The sequence below is a fragment of the Caballeronia sp. GAWG1-1 genome, assembly GCF_023631465.1.
Classification (GTDB): Bacteria; Pseudomonadota; Gammaproteobacteria; order Burkholderiales; family Burkholderiaceae; genus Caballeronia.
In genome coordinates this window covers 97,815-118,659 of sequence record NZ_JALQDB010000036.1, presented here as the reverse complement: position 1 = coordinate 118,659, position 20,845 = coordinate 97,815, and the positions used below count along the sequence as shown (strand labels likewise).

The 20,845-nt window shown below is 59.9% G+C and carries 17 protein-coding genes; 5 read left to right on the top strand and 12 right to left on the bottom strand.

What is annotated here, in order from left to right; translation table 11 throughout:
- Nucleotides 1–1,249: 1,249 nt before the first annotated feature.
- The 3 genes from NCT03_RS25150 to NCT03_RS25140 are packed head-to-tail and all read right to left on the bottom strand — an operon-like array spanning nucleotide 1,250 to nucleotide 4,261.
- A complete protein-coding gene (locus NCT03_RS25150) occupies nucleotides 1,250–1,867 on the bottom strand; it encodes an ankyrin repeat domain-containing protein (RefSeq protein WP_250494342.1) in 618 nt (205 codons plus the stop codon).
- A gap of 41 nt (nucleotides 1,868–1,908) precedes the next feature.
- A complete protein-coding gene (locus NCT03_RS25145) occupies nucleotides 1,909–2,466 on the bottom strand; it encodes a c-type cytochrome (protein WP_250494341.1) in 558 nt (185 codons plus the stop codon).
- Nucleotides 2,467–2,521: 55 nt separating this feature from the next.
- Nucleotides 2,522–4,261, bottom strand: coding sequence for a pyrroloquinoline quinone-dependent dehydrogenase (locus NCT03_RS25140; RefSeq protein ID WP_250494335.1), 1,740 nt, complete (start codon nucleotides 4,259–4,261; stop codon nucleotides 2,522–2,524).
- A 387-nt stretch (nucleotides 4,262–4,648) separates the two neighbouring features.
- Between NCT03_RS25140 and NCT03_RS25135 the strand changes: the two genes are divergently transcribed.
- The 3 genes from NCT03_RS25135 to NCT03_RS25125 all read left to right on the top strand — a co-directional run bounded on the left by NCT03_RS25135 (nucleotide 4,649) and on the right by NCT03_RS25125 (nucleotide 8,019).
- Nucleotides 4,649–5,377 (top strand): GlcG/HbpS family heme-binding protein, encoded by a 729-nt coding sequence (locus NCT03_RS25135; RefSeq protein ID WP_244830334.1) that lies wholly within the window; start codon nucleotides 4,649–4,651, stop codon nucleotides 5,375–5,377.
- Between the two features lie 720 nt (nucleotides 5,378–6,097).
- Nucleotides 6,098–7,180 (top strand): glycosyltransferase family 4 protein, encoded by a 1,083-nt coding sequence (locus NCT03_RS25130; RefSeq protein ID WP_250468210.1) that lies wholly within the window; start codon nucleotides 6,098–6,100, stop codon nucleotides 7,178–7,180.
- Complete coding sequence (locus NCT03_RS25125) at nucleotides 7,177–8,019, top strand: polysaccharide deacetylase family protein (protein WP_244830331.1); 843 nt, start codon at nucleotides 7,177–7,179, stop codon at nucleotides 8,017–8,019. Before NCT03_RS25130 ends, NCT03_RS25125 begins: the two co-directional genes overlap by 4 nt.
- 25 nt (nucleotides 8,020–8,044) lie before the next feature.
- On the opposite strand, the gene NCT03_RS25120 is transcribed toward NCT03_RS25125, so the two are convergent.
- The 8 genes from NCT03_RS25120 to NCT03_RS25085 form a co-directional block, all read right to left on the bottom strand.
- Nucleotides 8,045–8,887, bottom strand: coding sequence for a PA4780 family RIO1-like protein kinase (locus NCT03_RS25120; protein ID WP_244830330.1), 843 nt, complete (start codon nucleotides 8,885–8,887; stop codon nucleotides 8,045–8,047).
- 130 nt (nucleotides 8,888–9,017) lie between these two features.
- Nucleotides 9,018–10,421, bottom strand: coding sequence for a sensor histidine kinase (locus NCT03_RS25115; RefSeq protein WP_250494334.1), 1,404 nt, complete (start codon nucleotides 10,419–10,421; stop codon nucleotides 9,018–9,020).
- Nucleotides 10,402–11,079 (bottom strand): response regulator transcription factor, encoded by a 678-nt coding sequence (locus NCT03_RS25110; protein ID WP_244830328.1) that lies wholly within the window; start codon nucleotides 11,077–11,079, stop codon nucleotides 10,402–10,404. Before NCT03_RS25110 ends, NCT03_RS25115 begins: the two co-directional genes overlap by 20 nt.
- Complete coding sequence (locus NCT03_RS25105; protein WP_250468206.1) at nucleotides 11,076–12,383, bottom strand: MFS transporter; 1,308 nt, start codon at nucleotides 12,381–12,383, stop codon at nucleotides 11,076–11,078. The genes NCT03_RS25110 and NCT03_RS25105 overlap by 4 nt, the downstream gene beginning before the upstream one ends.
- 94 nt (nucleotides 12,384–12,477) lie before the next feature.
- Nucleotides 12,478–13,467: a quinone oxidoreductase family protein gene (locus tag NCT03_RS25100; RefSeq protein ID WP_250494333.1), complete on the bottom strand. Its 990-nt coding sequence runs from the start codon at nucleotides 13,465–13,467 to the stop codon at nucleotides 12,478–12,480.
- Between the two features lie 35 nt (nucleotides 13,468–13,502).
- Nucleotides 13,503–14,495 carry an ABC transporter substrate-binding protein gene (locus tag NCT03_RS25095; protein ID WP_250494332.1) on the bottom strand — a complete coding sequence of 331 codons (993 nt, stop codon included), beginning with the start codon at nucleotides 14,493–14,495 and terminating at the stop codon, nucleotides 13,503–13,505.
- 150 nt (nucleotides 14,496–14,645) lie between these two features.
- Nucleotides 14,646–15,776: an acyltransferase family protein gene (locus NCT03_RS25090; protein ID WP_250494330.1), complete on the bottom strand. Its 1,131-nt coding sequence runs from the start codon at nucleotides 15,774–15,776 to the stop codon at nucleotides 14,646–14,648.
- 172 nt (nucleotides 15,777–15,948) lie between these two features.
- Nucleotides 15,949–17,970, bottom strand: a complete 2,022-nt coding sequence (locus NCT03_RS25085) for an acyltransferase family protein (RefSeq protein ID WP_250494329.1) — start codon at nucleotides 17,968–17,970, stop codon at nucleotides 15,949–15,951.
- Nucleotides 17,971–18,484: 514 nt separating this feature from the next.
- Here NCT03_RS25085 and NCT03_RS25080 point away from each other — a divergent pair.
- The gene (locus NCT03_RS25080) at nucleotides 18,485–18,742 is read left to right on the top strand and encodes a hypothetical protein (RefSeq protein WP_244830318.1); all 258 of its coding nucleotides are present in this window, start codon (nucleotides 18,485–18,487) and stop codon (nucleotides 18,740–18,742) included.
- 163 nt (nucleotides 18,743–18,905) lie between these two features.
- On the opposite strand, the gene NCT03_RS25075 is transcribed toward NCT03_RS25080, so the two are convergent.
- Complete coding sequence (locus NCT03_RS25075; RefSeq protein WP_250468201.1) at nucleotides 18,906–19,757, bottom strand: LysR substrate-binding domain-containing protein; 852 nt, start codon at nucleotides 19,755–19,757, stop codon at nucleotides 18,906–18,908.
- A 77-nt stretch (nucleotides 19,758–19,834) separates the two neighbouring features.
- Between NCT03_RS25075 and NCT03_RS25070 the strand changes: the two genes are divergently transcribed.
- The gene (locus NCT03_RS25070) at nucleotides 19,835–20,764 is read left to right on the top strand and encodes a DMT family transporter (protein ID WP_250494328.1); all 930 of its coding nucleotides are present in this window, start codon (nucleotides 19,835–19,837) and stop codon (nucleotides 20,762–20,764) included.
- Nucleotides 20,765–20,845 lie beyond the last annotated feature (81 nt).

Here is a 20,845-nt window from a genome sequence, read left to right as displayed (position 1 = left end):
GCAACACACGAACGTGGACGTCAAGAGCATCACCAAGTCGGTCGATGCGCTCGGCAGCATGTTCGTCGGCATGAAGGCCTAAGGGCTCGCAGGCTCAGAGAGGGAAGGACCACGTGCCTTCTTCTCTCGTTGATTCTTGCCGATAACGTCCGAGCCTCAACGAGAGGACCGTATCTCCTTGCGGCCCTCTGGGTGAACTGCTTTTTTTGGCCCGCTCTTTAGCGGGCTTTTTTCGTTGGCTGTCGCACGGTATTGAGTTGGAAGCTGATGACTCTCCGAAGAGTCCTCCACTGTCTCTCCGAGCTGATGCTCTTCGCTCTTTACTTGCCGGCGAAAAAAAGGCGTTCGTTACTTACTACAGCCGTTACGTCCCTTAGCCTGCCAGACAAACCTCAATTCCTTGACTCTTTTCTAGCGTGGCCGAAACGTCGGTTTCGCTTCGTTTCGCGTGGAGGTTATGAAAAGACGACTGTCTCGGTTCTCAACTTGAGTGCGAGGGTTTGCCTGGCAGAAGCGCTCATCCGCGAGCGCTATATCGGGGACACCGGTCATGCACTTGTCTGTCGCGCTACGCTGCTGGTGGACCACTCCTGCGCTGCCTTCTAGCGTCAAGACGAAACACCGTTTCGCCGCCCAAGGCAAAAGCAAGATTGTTGTCCAACAAATGCCCAATCATGTTCCAAAAAAATCCAAGTATCGTTAAATTGACGCTTAAGAACCAAGACGGGCATCCGTTAACTCAGTTTCTCTCAAAGAACATGGTCCTCGGGTTAAAGACATGTTCATTCTGGCCGCCCCGCTTTGCGGGCGGCTTTTTTTTGCCGGAATTAGTAAAGGCTCTTGCTATGGAAACGAAGGTGCCGAGAACAAGAGAACGGACGCTCGGCAGGCAGGAATGCAGGTGAACTGATCTGGACGCCAGGGTGAACCGACTTTCCAAACAACGCTATGGTCCAGCTCCTTCACTGATCTAACAGACACCGTCCAGCATAGCCGTCCGAATAACCGAAAATTCATACGGTCCACATTGAGCAATATCTTGCGAATGCACTCTCGAGACAAGACCCGCGCGTGTTGAGAGAGCACTCGACGCCTTCTCGCAAAGCGGCGCATAGCAAGCTTGAGAGCAGAAGAGACGATTCACACGGCGACTTGGACCGCAACGAAATTGGACATGCATCCGCGCAACGACGCACTGCGCCAATCGACTAACGATTGAATCGCAATGCACGCTCACGAGCGAAAGCAATCATGGCGCGCTAAGCAAGCTCGCCACATGAGCCGAGCGCGTCTCATCGGCAATTTCCCGCGCAGTCTTGCCGCGGTCATCCTTCAAATCCCGATTCGCGCCACGAGCAAGCAGTATCGACGCAGTCTGCGCTCGATCGTATCCCGCCGCCCACATGAGCGCCGTCAGATGATTGTGATACGCGGCGTTCACGTCGACACCCGAGTCTAATAGACGCTGCACGATCGCGGTTTGCCCGAGTCCAGCCGCATATTCCATCGCTGTCTTGCCTACGCGATCCGTCGCCGCTGCATCCGCGTGTCGCGCAATAAGCAATGCCACGATATCATCGTTGCCGTCGAACGCGGCAGCCATCAACGGTGTGATGCCCTGCACGTCAGCCTGGCTCACATTAGCGCCGCGCTCGATCAACAAGCGCGCCATCGGCGTCATGCCGCGCTTGCATGCGCTGATGAGCGGCGTGTCGCCTATACGGTTACGCGAATCGATCTTCGCGCCTTGATCGAGTAGCTCGACCACAGCATGCGTGTCACCATTGCGAGTCGCGTTAAGCAAGCGTTCGTTGAGCGCATAGGCATCGTCATCGGCATGAACGGAGTCGAGCAACGCAAGCGTCATGCATGCGAACACGAGTGCTTTGCTAATCGGTATGGAAAAGGTCATTGCAGATTAGCGACGTAGTTCGCAAGATTCTCGATGTCCGCGTCGGTCAGGTTCTTCGTCACGCTCGTCATGTTGCCCGCATCGTTCGTGCGCTTCTTCGCGCGGAAGTCCTGCAGTTGCTTCACGATGTACGGATACTGCTGACCCGCGACCCGCGGTATTTCGTTCTGCCCTTTCATGCCGCCGAGATGGCACATCGTGCAGAGCACTTCATCGGACTTCCTTTTGCCCGCCTCCACCTTGACCGGGTCGGCCTTGAAATCGGTCGACACGAGTGTCTGCGCCGCGAAGTAATCGGCGAGATCGTGCATGTCTTCCGACGACAGATTGGCGGCCATCGGCGACATGCGTGGATCGCTTCGACGGCCTGCCTTGAAATCGCGTAACTCAAGGAACAGATAGCGCGATGTCTGACCCGCGAGCGATGGATAATCGCCGCTCGTCGAATTGCCGTTCTGCCCGTGGCATGCAACGCATACGACGGCTTTGGCGGCGCCGGCCTGCGCATCGGCGCGCGCGAACGCTGGCACTAAAAACAACAGGCAAGCGACCATTCTCGCTACACGAATGCGTTCGTCTCTCTTGCGTTTCGATGGACGCATCGTCACCTCAAGGCAGCGCAAACACGAGAAGGCTATTGCCACGCTTGAAGTCCAGCTGCGTGTTGCCGCCCGCCGCGACCGCGACGTATTGCTTGCCGTTCACCATGTACGACACGGCCGGTGCGTTCACGCCCGCACCGCATTGAAACTCCCACAATTTGCGGCCGGTACTCGCATCGAACGCGCGAAAGAGGCCATTACCCTCACCGTTGAAGACAAGTCCTGCCGCAGTCGCGAGCACGCCGCCAATCAAGGGCTGATCCGTCTTGTAACCCCATGCGATCTTGCCGGTATCGACATTCACCGCAACCAGCTTGCCCCACTGTTGCTCGGCTGGAATGGTCTTGAAGGCGCCGCCGAGCCATAGTTTTCCGCCGGGATAAGCGGCGTCTTCAACCTGATACGTCATCGGTTGATGCAAGTTTGCCGCATACGCCATGCGCGTCTTCGGATTGAACGCCATGGGCGACCATTCGACGCCACCGTTCGCGCCCGGCAGCATGCGCGCGCCGGTCGCTGTCGGCAAGGTCCAGACGCCTTCTTGAGGAATCATCGCTTCGGAAATGCGGATGATGTGACCGTCGCGGCGATCATGCACATAGACGAATCCGGTCTTGCCGCCATGAATGATGGCCGGAACCATCTGTCCACTCTTGTCCTTTACGTCGATGAGAATTGGTGGGCTCACTGCATCCAGATCCCACACGTCGTGCGCGATGTATTGGTAATGCCATTTGTACTTGCCGGTATCGAGATCGATGGCGACGAGCGAATCGGTGTAGAGATTGTCGCCAGGACGAATGGCGCCATGAAGGTCCGGCGAGGGATTGCCCACTACGAAATACACCGTACGTGTCGCGCGATCGACCGCAGGCGCCATCCACACACCGCCGCCAAGCGTCTTCTCGAAGTCGTGGCCTTTTTCCGCGAGCGTCTTTTTCTCCGCCTCGATATAGCGCTTCATGTTGCGGCCCACGGCGTCTTTCTCGGCCCACACGCCTTCGCTGCCGGAGTCGGGAATGGTGTAGAAGGTCCAGAGCAATTGACCTGAGTTCGCGTCGAATGCCTTGACGAAACCACGTATGCCGTACTCGCCGCCGTTCGTGCCGATCAACACCTTGCCATCGACGACGACCGGCGCCATCGTTTCCGAATAGCCGTCCTCCGGGTCCGCGATCTGCGAGGTCCACACGACGCTGCCGGTCTTTGCATCGAGCGCGACGAGCTTGGCGTCGAGCGTGCCCATATACAGGCGGTCACCGGATATGGCGACGCCGCGATTATTCGGTCCGCAGCAAAAGGTCGTAACCGGTCCCATCTTGTGCTTGTAATGCCAGAACTCCTTGCCGGTGACCGCGTCGATTGCATAGACGTGGTTGTAGGAGGTCGTGAGAAACATGACGCCGTTGGATACGATCGGCGCGGTTTCCATCGACTCCATCACCGCCGTCTGGAAGATGAATGCCGGCCTCAGCTTCGCTACGTTTGATCGATTGATCTGCGCTGCTGGCGCATAACGCGTCTCGGCATAAGATCCGTTCGAATGCAGCCATGAGGCGCTGTCATTCGCGGCGGCATCGAGTTGCGCCTGCGATATAGGCCGCAATGACGTGGGAACCGGCGCTGTGGCCGTCGTGTTGGCGTTCTGGATTTCGTCGGCAGAGTAAGCCGCAGGCGCTGTAATCATTCCGAAAGCGCCGACAAGAGCCGCGACTGAACCAAGCAAAGCACGGGGATAGCCTGCCATGACGGTCTCCTTATTCGTTTTCTTCTGCGCCTGTGGGCTGGATTCGAAATGCGCGTCGCGAAACGCGCGGAATCCGAGAAAAAGCATAGGCAATTTAACGAGGCACTTCCAGAGCGTATTGATACGAGCCGCGCGGCTCGTGCCAAGCGATTCATTCTTCAGCCGACACTTCCGTCGCCTACATACCCTTCCCGACACGGCCCAAGCTCACACATACGAATCCATTACACATAAATTAATGGCGCATTCTTGAATGTTCGAAAGCCCATATTCCTTAGCGATTAAACGCTCGTTCTGTTCCATTCGGCCTACTACGGTTTACCAAAATAAAAATTCATAACCCCCTTCTTGTTACTTCCTTAAACGTCTCTTGTCGGGAGAATCGCCATGCTTGAAAAAGTCGCGAAGTGCTTGGCCGTGGGTGTGCTTATTTCGGCTTCCTCATTTATTTACGCACACGATTACGACGATGTCCCTACCGGCCGGTGCACGCTTCCACAAGGAACGATTTCTCTCGTCGAACGACAGCTTTACACCGTCGTCAATCTATCCGACTCGAACGGCGGAATTTTCAAGCCCAACCGGATGTGGGCCGCCATTGTCGACCGCGAGGGTCATCTATGTTCGGTCACCAAGACCGGCGATGCATGGCCTGGCAGTCGCGCCATAGCAATAGCCAAGGCGTACACCGCAAACGGTTTTAGCAACGATGCGCTTGCGCTTTCCACCGCAAATCTTTATGCCGCCACGCAGCCGGGCGGATCGCTTTATGGGTTGAACAATTCCAATCCCTTCGACGCGCGCTTCCTGGAGCAAGGAAGCGGGATCAACCATAGCGTGGGCGGTGTGATCACCTTCGGCGGCGGCGTGGCGCTCTACGCCGGTGGAAAAGTAATTGGCGGCCTTGGCGTGAGCGGTGACAGTTCGTGCGCCGACCATGCGATTGCCTATCGCATGCGCAAGCTTGCAGGACTTGGCTCCGTGCCTGCTGGCGAAGGACCGAACAACACGGACAATATCAAATACTCGACCGGAGCCTCACCGATGGGATTCGAACAGCCTCACTGCTTCCCGAGCGATCTAAGCGCAAGCGGAGTCGAGAATATTCCGCACTGACCGCCTTCAATGACGCGACGGGCAGAGGACGGCCCGTCCGACTGATCGGCATCGACGTGTTCTGAGCGCATAAGCGATAAGCGCCCTGTCGATGAGCAAACGATTGCGCCGCTGTCAAAGCCGAAACCAAATGAAGTCGCTTGCCATTAACTGATAGACGCATCTTTTTAGCTTTTGCTTAACGACGCATCGTTCTTTGCGGCATTGTCCATTGCAAGCGAATGAGACTCTCACGCTTAGGTAGCGAAAAATTGCAAGGAACTAAGCCCTTGAGCTTCGGCATCACGACTTTCTTAGCCAAAAGCTACTCGCATACGTTTGCCACCGTCTCAGCGGCGAATGTCGACCTATAGTCGCCTAAAAAAACTAACGACCTCTTTAGAAGCACGTTAAGCTATTTCTGCTATAGCAAAAAAATTGCATGCTGTTGGTCAACCGCAAGTAAGACATCCCCGTTAGCTATCGATGCCAGGCATCCGCATGGTAGCGACCTCTTCGCTTGCCGTGATGGACATCGAGCCGAATTCTCTGCAGAGGATCCAGACCTGCTTCGTTTAAAGCGGCCTGTCTCATCCCTCGGCTAGAAAATCCTCAAAGACTTTTTCTTTTCTTCCCTTCATTTTCTTTACTAAAGACATGAAGGCAGAAAGCCAATCGAATTATTACCAAAAATTTCCTAAGCGTTTTTTTAATGACGCAAAGGCCTTGGAGATCAGTGCGTTGAAGATCCTACATAGCGAGTCCTCGAAGGGATGGGGCGGTCAGGAAATCCGTACGCTCAAGGAGATGGTCGCGCTGCGTGAGTGCGGCCATAGCGTGGAACTGCTGTGTCCGAGCGATGCACGTCTCGGCATTCGTTCAACCGAGCTTGGCTTCGCCGTGCACCACGCGCGCATGCGTAGCGGCGGCGACGTGCGCTCCATGATGAGAATCAAGGCGCTGCTGCAACGCCGTGCTTACGATGTGCTCAACACGCACAGCGGTCACGACAGTCTGGTTGCCGGCACGGCCGCCCGATTGGCGGGAACGCCTCTCGTCGTGCGTACGCGGCATCTCGCATTGCCTATCAGTTCCCTCGCAACTTATACGTGGATTCCTCATCGCGTCATCGCGGTCAGTCATTTCGTGCGCCGCTATCTGATCTCGGCTGGGGTCTCCGAGAAGCGCGTGGAGACTATCCACGACGGCATCGCGACCGAGCGCGCCACGCATTCGTCGCTGCGAGACGAACTCAAACTCGGGCCGGATGCCACCATCGCATGCATGGTGGCGATCATGCGCGACGAGAAGGGACACGAAGATCTGATCGACGCGGTACGGCCTTTATTCGACACGCATCCACACCTGCATATCGTGATGGCCGGGGACGGTCCCGCTTTCGAACGCATAGAAGGCATCGTGACGCGTCTGGGTCTTGCGAGTCGCATCCATCTGCTCGGTTTTCGTACCGACGTCCCCAACATTTTGCGAGGCAGTGATTTCTTCGTGCTGCCGACGCATCAGGAAGCGCTCGGCCAAGCGTTCATCGAAGCGATGGCCGCGGGCCTGCCCGTCATCGGCACGAGTGTGGACGGCGTGCCCGAATTGATCGAAGACGATGTAAATGGTCTGCTGGTACCGCCGCGCAATCCGCCGGCATTGCGCGCGGCTATCGCTCGCATGATCGACGAACCTGGCTTGCGTGAACGTCTGCGCACCAATGGCATGCGTATCACCGAGCGCGGCTTCACCATTGCAAACATGGCATACGAAACCGCGCTCTTCTACCGGCGCGCATTGAAAGAGAGGGAATCTCGCCGATGAAACAACAAGCGCGCGCCATTCCCGTGTTGATGTATCACCACGTCAGTCCGTCGCCGGGCATGATCACCGTCAAGCCCGAGCATTTTGCGGAGCAAATGGCGTATCTCGCGAGCGCGGGGTATCGCACGATCGGCGCCGTGCAACTCGCGGCGTTTCTACGCGGCGAAGAAATGCCGGAGCGCTCGTTCGTCATTACCTTCGACGATGGCTATCTGGATAACTGGGTCCATGCACATCCGGTGCTGCAGCGTCACGGATTTACCGCACTGTGCTTTCTCGTCAGCAGCTGGCCGGGCGATGGCAACGTGCGGCCCAATGCAGCCAACGCGCCAGCCCATGCATTGCCCGCACTGCTCGACCATCATGCGGGCGAACGCGCTATCGAAGAAGGACGCGCCGACGACACGATTCTGCGCTGGTCCGAAATCGATGCGATGCGCCATGCCGGCACGTTCGAATTTCATAGCCATACGCATACGCATGTTCGTTGGGACCAAAAGACCGCGTCGGCCGATGAGAAGCGGCAGCGCCTCAGTGAAGATCTGAAGACTTCGCGCGCGACCTTGAACGCGCGGCTGGGCCAGGTATCGGACCATCTATGCTGGCCGCAAGGCTATTACGACGAGGACTATCGCGAAGTCGCACTGGATGCGGGCTTTAGCCACTTCTATACCTGTCATCCCGGCACCAATTCACGCGGGCAAGAGGCATCGAACGAAGCGCGTGGATCGATCCGACGTCTCGAGGTGAGAGATCGCCCGGCATCGTGGCTTCGTTCGCGTATGTGGGTGCATAGCCGGCCGTTGGTGAGCCGCGCTTACCTCAGCGTCAAGCGGTAAGCGTTAAGCGGTAGCCGATCTGCGCTCAGTCCAGCTCTCGCCGCACGCGCGCGTCTTCTTCCAGACGCGTGTCTTCGATCTCTTGCAACACGCTATCGAGATCGACAGGGCCAGTGGGCGCTTCGACGTGACCGGTCAATGCGACATCGACATGCAGGCCGCCCGCTTCGAACAGCGACCATATCTCCGTTCCGTAGTCGGTGCGCAGAAGTTTTGGCGCGAACTGACCGAAGTAACTCGCGAGGTTGTCGACGTCGCGCTTGAGCATGGGCGCGGCTTCGTTGTTGCCCGCCGCATCGACGGCCTGAGGCAAGTCGATGATCACCGGACCTTCGGCCGCCAGCAAAATGTTGTATTCCGACAAGTCGCCGTGAATCACGCCCGCGCACAGCATGCGCACGACTTGCTTGAGCAGCATTGCGTGCAGTTCCAGCGCGCGTGCTTCGGTCAGGTGAACGTCGTTGAGGCGCGGCGCCACGTTTCCCGATTCATCGACGACGAGTTCCATCAGCAACACGCCGTCGGTGCAGATGAAGGGTTGAGGCACGCGCACGCCCGCATTAGCCAGGCGAAAGAGCGCATCGACCTCGGCGTTCTGCCACAACGCTTCCTGCATTTCGCGGCCGTAACGCGTGCCTTTTTCCATCGCACGCGCTTGCCGGCTGTTCTTGACCTTGCGGCCATCCCGATACGACGATGCCTGCCGGAAGCTGCGCTGCTTCGCGTCCTTGTAGACCTTGGCGCAACGCGTCGCGTCTTGGCAGCGCACGACGTAGACGGTAGCTTCCTTGCCGCTCATGAGCTGGCTGATGACCTCGTCGATGAGTCCTTCTTCGAGAAGCGGTATGAGGCGTTTAGGCGTTTTCATGCGAGCCTCGGATGGGGCTCGTGGCGCGAGCGTTCGAGATGCGTAACGTTCCGCAAGCGGAAGACTGGCGGACCGACGCCATGGAAAAGAGCGGCGCAGCCAAAGGGCAGATTGTGCGATTCATGCCGAATTATACGGGGGTGCGCGCGGACGGCCGCCTCGGCTCCTGTTCGCGCGCCAGAACCACCTCCGCCATTGCTCCCACGCCTCCCGGCGCGTCGTGGATCGCAACCACGCCGCCGTGCGCCCGCACGATCTCCTTGGCAATCGCGAGTCCAAGTCCGCTGCCTTCTTCTGCCGATGCCCGGAAGAACGGCTCGAAAACGCGCTCGCGCAACGTCGCCGGAATGCCCGGCCCTTCATCCACGACGCTGACGGTCACGTTCACGTGCGTTTCCTTGGCATCGACCGTGACGCGCGTGCCGCGCGGCGAGTAGCGTATGGCGTTATCGATGAGATTGGAAAACACGGCCGACAAGAGCGGCTCGCTTCCCGTCACGACGAGCGCACCTTCGAACGCTACAGCCAGTTCGATATCGCGCCGCCGCGCCACGAGCGCGAGCTTCTCGACGGCCAGCGTGATGACCGCGCGTAAGTCCACCGCCTCGCCTTCGTAAGCGGTGTAGTCGGCGGCTTCGGCCTGGGCGAGCATGAGAAGCTGATTGATCAGCGTCACCATTGCGCGGTTGCTTTGATGCATGGCAGTGAGCGTTTCCCTCACTTCGTCTAAACCGTGCTGGCGGCGCGCGTACTGAAGCTGCGACCCGAGCAACGTAAGCGGCGTGCGTATCTGATGCGCGGCATCGGCGATGAACCGGCGCTGCGTCGCCGTTTGCCGTTCGATGACATCGAGCGATGCATTGAACGCCGTGACGAGTGGATGCAGTTCCACCGGAAGACCTGTCGCGTCGATTCGCTCCTTGCTCTTGAGCGGATGAACGGCCAAGCCGCTCGCGAGCTTCTCGAGTGGTCTCAACTCGAGTGCGAGCCCGGTGCAGATCAGGATCATGGCAACCGCGATGCTGCCGAGAATATAAGCAATCTGCGGCGTCCAGAGCGATGCAACCAGCGCGTCGCGGGCAACGAGCGTGCGGCCTATGGAGACGACCAGTTCGATGGTCTTGCCATTGTCGAACATGGCGCGCTTAAGCGATACGGCGCGAATGGGCGAGCCTGCCACCTGCGCGTCGTACCACTGCGGAGAGGCGCTCAGACGCATCCGCGGAAAGTCGGATGTTCCCGCGATCACCGCGCCGCCCGCGATCTCGATGCGATAGAACACTTGATCGCCTTCGGGCGTGCCGACGATCTGAATCGTGCTCGGCGATACCGAAGCCACCAGATCGTTGTCGTTCCAGCGCACATCGGCGGCCATCACGCGTGCTGCGGCAAGCAACGCCGCGTCCTGCAGCAGGTCGGCCGTGCGCCGCGCGTTCAAGTGCGTGGCCCATCCCGCGACGATCCCGAAGATCGTCGTCGGAACGATCAGCCAGATCAGGAGCCGCGCGCGCAGGCTATGCTTGCGGCTCTTCATGTTCCAGCAGATAGCCGAGCCCGCGCAACGTAATGATCGCAGCCGTGCTCTTTTCGATTTTCTTCCTGACCCGCGAGACGTAGATCTCGATGGCGTCGCCGCTCGGTGGCGCGTCGCGGTCGTTCAAGGCTTCGGCGAGCACGGCCTTCGAGACCGTCCGCCCGGTTTGCAGAATGAGCGCTTCCAGTACCGCGTGTTCGCGCGGCGTGAGCGACAGCGCGTCATCGCCGACGAAGAATTGCCGCCGGTCCATGTCGTAGAGCAAGGTGCCGCAGCGCAAGCGGTTCGAGCGCACCGGCGCGTGCCGCCGCGCAAGCGCCTTGATACGCGCGATCAGTTCGCGTTCGTCGAACGGCTTGACGACGTAATCGTCGGCGCCATCGGCCAGGCAAATCACCTTTTCGCCGATGTCGCCCGTGGCCGTCAGAACCAGCACGGGCGTGTCGTTGGCCTGGTCGCGCATGCGCCGCAGGACCGCCTTGCCCGACATGCCGGGCAGGTTGAGGTCGAGCAGCACGACGTCATAGCGCGTGCCGGCGAGCGCCGCGCCGGCGGTTTCGCCATCGGGCACATGCTCGACGAGGAAGCCCTCGTCGGTCAGCGTCTTGCTCAGCCAGTGCGCCAGCTGGCGGTTGTCTTCGATCAGCAGAAGTTTCATTGCTCCGGAACGCTTTGCCACCGGTATCCATTGCGGGCTTCGCGCGACCGGTAAAGGACGAGCGTCGCGATTGCGCCGCACAGCGCGGCCACGGCCATCCATGCGCCGGGCGCCGCCTTGTCGCCGGTGAAGTGGATCAGCGACGTCGATATGGCCGGCGTGAAGCCTCCCACCATCGTGGCGAGGCTGTACGCCATCGAAAAACCGGTCGTGCGCACGTTCGCCGGCATCAGCTCGGTGAGCGCGACCACCATCGCCCCGTTGTACCACGCATAGAGCACCGAGAGCCACAGTTCCACCGCGAGCAGGCGCTCGAACGACGGCGCCGCGACGAGCCATTGCATCGCCGGATACGAGGTTAGGATGGTCAGCGCGGTAAAGATGAGCAGGATGGGCCGCCTGCCGACGCGGTCGGACACGGCGCCGGAAATGGGCAGCCACACGAGGTTCGACACGCCCACGCAGACGGTGACGATAAGCGAATCGAGCGACGAAAGATGCAGCACCGATCGGCCGAAAGTGGGCGTGTAGGTCGTGATCAGATAGAACGACGCGGTCGTCATGATGACGAGCCCCATGCCCGCCACAATCAGCCCGGCGTTCTCGACCATCGACATCATGATCTCGCCCATGCTCGGATGATGCTTCCGCGCGGCGAACTCGTCGGTCTCGCGCAGCGTGCGGCGAATCATGAACAGGAACGGCACGATCAGGCAGCCGATCAGAAACGGGATACGCCAGCCCCATGCGTTGACGTCGGCGACCGGCATCAACTGATTCAGCAGCACGCCGAGCGAAGCCGCGAAGATCACCGCCACTTGCTGGCTGCCGGATTGCCACGAGCAGAAGAAGCCGCGCTTGCCCGGCGTCGCGATCTCGGCGAGATAAACCGACACGCCGCCCAGTTCGACACCGGCCGAAAAGCCCTGCAGCAACCGCCCGATCAGCACGACGATGGGTGCCGCCACGCCAATCGACGCGTAGCCGGGAACGAACGCCACGCACGCGGTGCCCACGGCCATGAGCCATAGCGAGAGGATCAGGCCGCGACGACGCCCGTGGCGATCGACATACGCGCCGAGCACGAGCGCGCCGACCGGACGCATGACGAAGCCCGCGCCGAACACCGAGAGCGAGAGAAGCAGCGAGACGAACTCGTTATCCGAGGGAAAGAACGTGTGCGCAATCGCGCTCGCGTAATAAGCGTAGACGGTGAAGTCGAACATCTCGAGAAAGTTGCCGCTGACCACGCGGAACACTGATCGAAACGGCGATTCGGTACGGCCTTGAATAACGGATGCCATGAGGTCCCCTTCTGCAAAAGGACGAGTTGCGTCACCGGCGCGGCACGGCGAGCGCCGGAAGAAAAAAGTCATGCGATGCCTGTGAGTGAAGCGGTCAGCCGATTTCCATGACCGCCTTACCGGACTGACGACGTTCTTCGAGCGCGGCATGCGCCGCCTCGACGTTATCCATCGTGTAGCGCCCGTTGATCTCCACGCGCAACGCGCCTTCGACGATGGCGGCGAAGATGTCGTCGGCGCGTCGCTGCACGGTGGTCGCATCGGCGAGATGGTCGGCCAGGCGCGGGCGCGTGAGAAAGAGCGAACCGGCCTCGCCGAGTTCGTACGGATCGAGGTCACGCATGGGGCCGGTGACGGAGCCGTAGTTCACGATGAGTCCGCGCACACGCGCTGCCCGGAAGCTGTCGCGCAGGGTAGTCTTGCCGACCGCGTCGAACACGACGTCGACGCCACGGCCGTTGGTCAACTCGCGGATGCGATCCGCGAAGCCGCCGTTCTCGTAGAGCAGCACGTGATCGGCGCCGCGCGCCTTTGCGATGGCCGCCTTGTCCGGGGTGCTCGTCGTCGCGAATACTTCCACGCCGCGCCGTTTTGCCAACTGCACGAGCAACTGGCCGATGCCGCCCGACGCCGCATGCACGAGGCAAGTCATTCCCGCTTCGAGCCTTGCCACGTCGTCGAGCAGATAGTGCGCGGTCGAACCCTGGAAGATCGACGCGGCCGCGACGTCATAAGCAATCGCGTCCGGAATGCGTGCGAGCCGCGCAGCGGGCACGATCGCATAGTCGGCGTAGGCGCCCCACGAGATGCACCACGCGACTCGGTCGCCCTTGCCGCACGAGGTCACGCCCGCGCCCACGGCAACCACTTCGCCCGCGCCTTCCATGCCGAGCGTGCATGGAATGCTCACGGGATAGGTCCGCGAATCGCGATACTTGCCTTGTCGCGTGTGAACGTCCATGAAGTTGATGCCGGCCGCGACGACGCGCACCAGCACTTCTCCCGCACGCGGCTTCGGAATCTCGATATCGACGCGCCGCAGCACTTCGGGTCCGCCGTACTCGTGAATTTGAATGGCTCGCATCGGCATGTCTCCATTGAAATGAAGGTCGCGGCGCGTCAGTGCGCGTCGGCGACGAAACGGTCGGTCCAGGTTCGCGTGAGATCGACGTGACGCGCCGATACCTCGGTATCGATGTCCGCAAGGGTCGCGAGCACGGTCGATGGCGCACCGGCGGGCATCCGGCCTGTCGAGGAGAACGCCGGCTTCATCACGGACAAGGCTTGGCGGTAGATTGCCGGGTCGTTGCCCTTGAGCGATGCCGGCATGGCGGCCTCGATATCGGCTTCGCTGTGTGTGCCGATGAAGCGCAGCGCGTCGAGCAACGCGTGCGCGAGCCGGCCGGTTTCATCCGGATGCGCGTCGATCCAGTCGCGCCGCATGTAAAGACAGGCACCGACGTATGGGCCGCCCAACTGTCTTTGCGTATCGGCGACACTGCGTAAGTCGACGAGCGGCTTTGCCGCGCCGCGCGACAAGAGGCGCGTGGCGGTGGGCTCCTCGGTCATGACGGCATCGACATCGCCGCTCGAAAGCGCTTTGTCGAAGGCGGCTTCATTGGCCAGCGGAACGATGGTGTAGGCGTCGGGCGCGAGGCCGGCGCGCGTGGCGAGGTAGCGCGTGAGAAAGTAAGTCGATGAACCGAAGCCCGTGACGCCGAGGCGCCGGCCTTTGGCATCGGCCATGTTGCGCATGCCGTTCGTGCCAAGCTCGATGAGTCCGGCCGACTGCCCGAGAACGATGACCGACTGCACGTCCATGCCGCGGCTTTGCAGACCGATGGTGTGATCGTAGAAGCCCACCGCGCCTTCGATTGCGCCCGCGACCAGTTCGGTGGAAGTATCGATGCCGGCCGGCACGGACAGCACGCGCACGTCGAGCCCTTCCCTGCGGAAGTAGCCAAGCCGATCCGCGAGCACGACAGGCAGATAGATGAGCTTGGCCGCGCCGCCGGTCATGAGCCGGATCGGCTGCGCGAGGCTCACCTGAGCCACGCATGACGCGATCAGGCAAATGAGTGCGCGGCCAAACGTTCCTGCACGACGCGGCATCGAAGTCTCCTTGTTATCTGGGCGCCTGTCGTCGCAGGCGTCGTGATGTCGAGGAGTATAAGAAACCGCGCCCTTCTGAATGCTTTCCGCGAAGCATCTCTTTTCTACGTAGTTTCCCGACGCGCGAACGGTATGCGTTCGCGCGCGGCCTCAAACCGGATGCTGATCCGTTCGCATGCCGAGCTCGGTTACGCTCGCCTGAGTCTTGGAAGAGCGAATGAACCGTTTGGCGAGAAACGCGCGAATCGGCTCTTCCACGAACTTCGTCAGGAGCACCGCGCACACGATGGTAATCGCGCAAGTCGCCAGCATGGGCGCTACCGCATACTGGTTCGCTTTTCCGAAGTACATAAAGACCGCCTGCCCGATCGGATAGTGGATCAGATAAATCGGGTAGGAAATCCAGCCAAGAAAACGCGCGATATTGATATCCACCGCCGATGTGCAACGTACAGTCGATCCGAACGCCACCAGCCACGGCGCGACGCCGAAGATAACGAACATCGGGTAAATCCCGTGCAGCGACATGGGAAAGAAAAACAGAACGAGTACGAGCGTGAACAGAAAGTAAATATTGGCGAACGCGCGAGGTACGATCGCGGTCGCGATTCTCGTGATCGAATCTTTCTTGTTGTAGAGAAATACACCCACCAGGAAACCGAAGGCCACGCGGAAAAATCCGCCGTCGAACCGGCTGCCGGACCAGCCCTGCTCGAAATCGAACAGACCGTGGCCATGCAGGTCGATGGTCGTCAGCGCGCTCGTCGTCAGGAACGCCGCCGCGCTCAGAAGGATCATCTTGAATATCGAGCGCATTTGCAGCCTGACGATCAACACGAACGAAAGGCTGGCCACCATTTCGAAGAAGAGCGACCACGCGGGCGGATTACTGGGGAAAATGGGACCGCCCAGCTCGCCGATATACGGCGCGAGAAACGAGTTATAGAGCGTCGAAGAAATGATGTTCCCCGACGAAAAATTTGCGAGCCCCTCGCGCCCCGCCTCGATGAAAACGGGTAGCCCGATCAGCAGCGAAAATATGAGCATCGGATAGAGCCGGATAATGCGCCTCTTTATATATTCCGCGTTGGTCATGCCGTTCTGCAACCGCGCGCCGTAAGAATGTGCGATGACAAAACCGCTCAGCACGAAAAATAAATCGACCGCTTCATAAGCGTTCCTGAAAAGCATTTCCTGACTGAGGTGGGAAATCATGACCGCGAGCGCGGCCACGCCCCTGAGGCCGTCCAGCGCCTCATATCTATTGTTGGTCTCTGCCATTAATCCCCCGCTGCCTTTTTTGTTAGGTTTGCGCGAATTTACCAATCGTGAAAATTTTGAAAAGTGCGGTGGAGTACGGTGTCCCGATACTCGTGCAGAACATAATCTTACGATTTTCTAATTTACCGAATGTATTTGTAATTATCTGCGGTCGAGGCTTAGCTCGTCTCTTCTAACGCATAGCAATGGATTGCGCAAAGGCTTCACGGAACATCGGAACCAGGCGCTTGTTGCCGAATTCGCTCAGGTGATCCGCGTCGTAGTACAGCGGTCTCAGTTGTTGACTCGCCCAGCATCGCCCGTGATCGCAAAGGCGCGGCTTGGGATCGAGAAGTTTGATGCCGCATTGCGCCGCCGCTTCCTGCGCCATCCGCACGACATGGTTACGCCTGTCGTAGTCGTCGAGCGGAATGGACAGGTCGTTGGTGCCCCGCTTGAACATCAACTGACGCGACACGGCTTGCGGCACCTCGAATGGCATCTCCGGCACCGGCTGCACGAGATAGACCGGATGCGACTTCGCGATCAGACAAGCCGATGCCACGAGATGCTGCGCATACTCCGCGAGGAACGCGGGCGTCGGCGAATCGTACGGGCGCGAGAAATAGACCAGCGGATGGTGACTGAGTGCACTGCCATCGATCGGACCCAACGCATAGTCCGACGTGCGATTGACGATCAACACGGGGATGGCCGAGTCGATCGATGCCAGCTTGCGCAAGGCCCAAGCGTTGAAGTTGGCGCATTGCTCGTCGGCATCGCGCGAACCCGGGACCGCATGCTCACCGTAGATCGTCGGACAGCCCGAGTAACTCAGCTCCATGATCGAACCGTTGGGCAGTGCTTTCTGGACGGCGCTCACCATTGCATCGGCGTGGCTGTCGCCGAGCACGATCGCCCGAAGTGGACCACTGCCGAACGTACAAGCCGGCGATTTGCCTCCGGACGACGCGAGGCATTGGTCGCGCATCGGGCTGAAATCGAGTTGCTCGTTCGCGGCCATGTCCCACAACTCCGGCACGCGGTTGGGGACGTGCTGATATCGCGCGCCAATGGCGACGAGGGTCACGCCTACCATCGCCGTGCCCAAATACAGCAAGCGTGCGGGCTTCGTCGCGCGAGCGAGATATGCGCGCGTCGGCCGTTCGATGAGTTGATAAGACGCCTCGCCAAGCAGCACGGCCGCAACGATACCGCCCGCGATACTCATGGGATCGTGCAGACGATCGGAGTAGACCAGCAACACCGCGACCGGCCAGTGCCAAAGGTAGAGCGAATACGAACGCGTGCCGAGCCATTGCACGATGCCGTTGCCCGTGAACATGGAGCGCTGTCTCGATGCCGCGATGACCAACGCCGCGCCGAGCACGGGCACGATTGCAAAGCCGCCGGGCCAACTGAGGCTGGAATCGAAGCGCACGACCGCCAGCGCGATCAACGCAAGTCCGACGCCTTCGAGCACACGCGTGAGCGCGGCGGGCAACTTGCGCTGTCCGGCGTAAAGCCAGACCATGCCTCCGGCGAGCATTTCCCACGCGCGGCTTGGCAGGAGATAGAACGCGGCGTCGGGCCAGCGCGACGTGGCATAAATCGACCAACTCAGCGACGCCACGCCTGCAGCGGACAACAGCGCAATGACACCGGCTCTGCGCCGCCAGCGCCATGCGAATGCGGCTGCGAGCGGCAGCAACAGATAGAACTGCCATTCCACGGACAACGACCACGTGTGCAGGAGCCACTTCTCATGCGACGCCGAATCGAAATAGCCGGAGCGTCTCCAGAAAAGGACATTGGAAACGAACGTGAGCGCGGAGGCCGCGTTGAGCGAGAGCTCCCGATAATCGACATGCACGAGCCAGAACCAACCGACTCCGAGCAAGACTACGCACAACGCGATAAGCGGCGGCACGATACGCACCGCGCGCGACAGATAGAAATCGACCAGCGAGAAGCGGCCGCGCTCGAGCGCCGCGACGACGATTCCAGTCATCAGAAAGCCAGAAATGACGAAGAACACATCGACACCGGCGAAGCCGCCGGAAAAACCCGGAATGCCGAAGTGAAAGAGGACGACGGGAAGCACTGCCCACGCGCGCAGGCCATTGATGTCGTAGCGGAACGCCGTGCGGACGGCGGATTCCGCGCGCCGTTCGCCAGCAAGGCCCGTCTCGGCGGGCATTCTCGTTGTTTGCATGGATTCGTTTTCTAAGGTCTGGATGGATCGAGGCGCCGTCTAAAGAATTACGGCGCCGCCTCCTTCAGCAATCGTAAGAACAATAACCGGGTTGTTTTGTTGCTTCCGCTGAAAACGATGTCGCTGGGTTCGTTAGCGCACCAGGAGTGTTCGCGACGTGCCAGCGGCACGCGGTTAGATAGGCCGCCAGCAAAGCGCCGAGCGGCGATGCGGTCCAAGTGTTCACCCTGAAAACGAAGAAAGCGTTGAGTTGTTCTCGCGCCACGACATGTTGTTTGTTCGATTATTCGCGGCACGCGGATGACCTCGCCCTGCCGACGTCACGCAAACGTCAATGGTTCAAACAAGAGTGTTAATCTCCCCGACGGTGGCTTGAAAGCATCAAGTCCCGTACTCGTTGACGCACAAGCGTTCGTCTCAATTCGACGCCGGGGTTCTCGGCACGCGGATTGCCTTAGACGCTTCCATGCCGCGGGATCTGCTCGCGGCCGACTATCAACATCAAGAGGACAATATGAAGATCGTAACTAAAGGCATTCTTGTCTCGGCACTGACGCTCGGCTTGTCGTGCGGCGCGTTCGCGCAAGGGAATGGCGCGGGCGAGCCGGGCAGCAACGGCGCGGGTCGGGGTGGCGTCGGCGTCGGTACGCCCAACGGCGACGGCGAAACCGGCTCGCCTTCGGGCCCGACCGGCAAGCACTCGACGTTTCCCAAGAAGCACTCGAAGGCCAAGAAGAGCAGCAGCACGACGACGAACGCCGCGCCGCAGTAAGGCGATTTAGTCGCGGATTCAATCGCGCATCGAGAATCAGGCGGGCATGCTCCTGTTGGCGCGTGCCCGTTCGCCGCTCAAGCCTCTGCTTTGAGAAGTCGAGCGCATGTCCAAGTACTTAAGGCGAAACCGACAACGCCCACGCCTCGAAGCCATCCCATTCCTAGAGCCGGAAATTCTCCCGGAGGGTGGCAATGAGCAAGTCGATCGCTTCGCTACCACGGCCGCCGGCATCCCGCATCAAAACCACTTCGTGGTCCACGACGCGCGGCAGCTTGTCCAAGACTCTCATCTCTTCGCTCACCCGCGCGCGGTCCAACAGCGTGACCGCAAGCCCGGATTCGACGCATGCCTTGATGGCCTGACTCGAAGCGCTATCGAGTATTACCCGCCATTTTCGCCCGGCGCGTTCCAGCGCATTGGTCATCGCTGCACGATACGGGCAAGGCTCGGCATAAAGAGCCAACGGAAGCGGACGGCTCTCGTCCAGCGTGAACGCCGCGCTTCCGACCCATACCGGCGTAGTCACTGTCAGCACCTCAGCGGGCCTGCTTGCCTTGATAGGCTGAACCAATAGCGCCACATCGAGCTTGCCCCGGCCCACCTGGTCACGAAGTTTGAGACTTGGCGCGGTCCTCACTTCGAGCACGACGTTGGGCCACATTGTCGAAAAGCCGGGGAGAATGTCGCGAATCACATGCGATGCATATTCATCCGGCACACCCAGCACGACCCTCCCCGCCAGCGCTTTCCCATGAAAATCCTGCAAAACACGGTCGTGCGCGTTTAGTAGCTCACTCGTACTGGAAAGTAACCGCTTGCCGAGCACGGTGAGCGTCACCGCCTGATTGTCCCGATCGAGCAAGCGGCCGCCAGCAATCGCTTCGAGGCGCTGAATGTGAATGCTGATCGCGGCCGGGCTCTTGTGCACGAACTCCGCTGCCGAGCGAAATTTGCCGAGTCGCGCTACCGCGTGAAACGTGCGCAACAGTTCGATGTCGAGGACCGCTTCCATGGTGGTTTAACCGAATTGAACGAGATGCTCAGTATATTTTGATTTTCGAATCGTCGCGCACTGTCTACGCTAGGTGCATGACCAAGCTCTCGACACCTTGCCCGACATCCCGCCCGCTCGCAACGCGGCCGCTGCGCTTGCCTTTACCGGCATTGGAAGCGTTGATGATCGTCGCGTGGAGCTCCGGCTTCGTCGGCATGCGCTTTTCCGCCGACTACGCACCAGTTTTCCTCGTGGTGTTATGGCGTTGCGCGGCGGTCTCGCTTTGCCTGCTTCCGTTCGTGGCGCGCGAAATCATGCGCACGCCGCCCGCCGTGTTACTGCGGCACGGCGTGATCGGCTTATTCGCGATGGCGGGCTATATCGCTGGCATCGGAAAGGGCATTGAACTCGGGGTATCGGCGGGACTTTCTGCGCTGATCGCAAACCTTCTGCCTGTCGGTACGGTGGTGATTTCGTCCGTGTTTTTCAGCGAGCGTAGTTCACGCCGGACGTGGCTTGGCATGGCGCTGGGCGTGGCAGGCGTGCTATTCGTCAGTCGCGATGCTTTTACACTTGGTTCTGCTCCTGTGTGGGCGTACGGCCTGCCGGTGGCAGGCATGGCGTCCTTGGCCGTGGCTACGGTGTGGCAGCAACGCGCGTCCGGTCGTCTTGGCTCGCTAAGTCTATTGGCCACCCTTTGGCTCCATTGCAGCGTGACGTGCGTGGTTTTTCTCGGCCTGCAGACATTTCAAGGAAGCATCGCGCCGGTTGCCACCACGGGATTCGCCACCAGCGTGGTCTGGACGGCGCTCCTCTCCACGCTTGGCGGATATGGTCTGTACTGGTTATGTCTGAAGCGTTCGTCAGCGGCGAGAGTATCGAGCGTCCTTTTCTTGAGCCCATCGGTCACGCTCGTATGGGCATGGGCCATGTTCGGTGAACCACTTTCCTGGTCGATGCTTGCCGGAACCGTCGTGGCGGCGATGGGAATCGTCTTGATGACGCGAACGCCTGTGCCGAGTTGACGGTCGACATTTCACATGACGCTGAAACATGCCGCAGTCGACTGTCGCAAAATGACTTGAGCATCATCTGCTTGTCCCTTG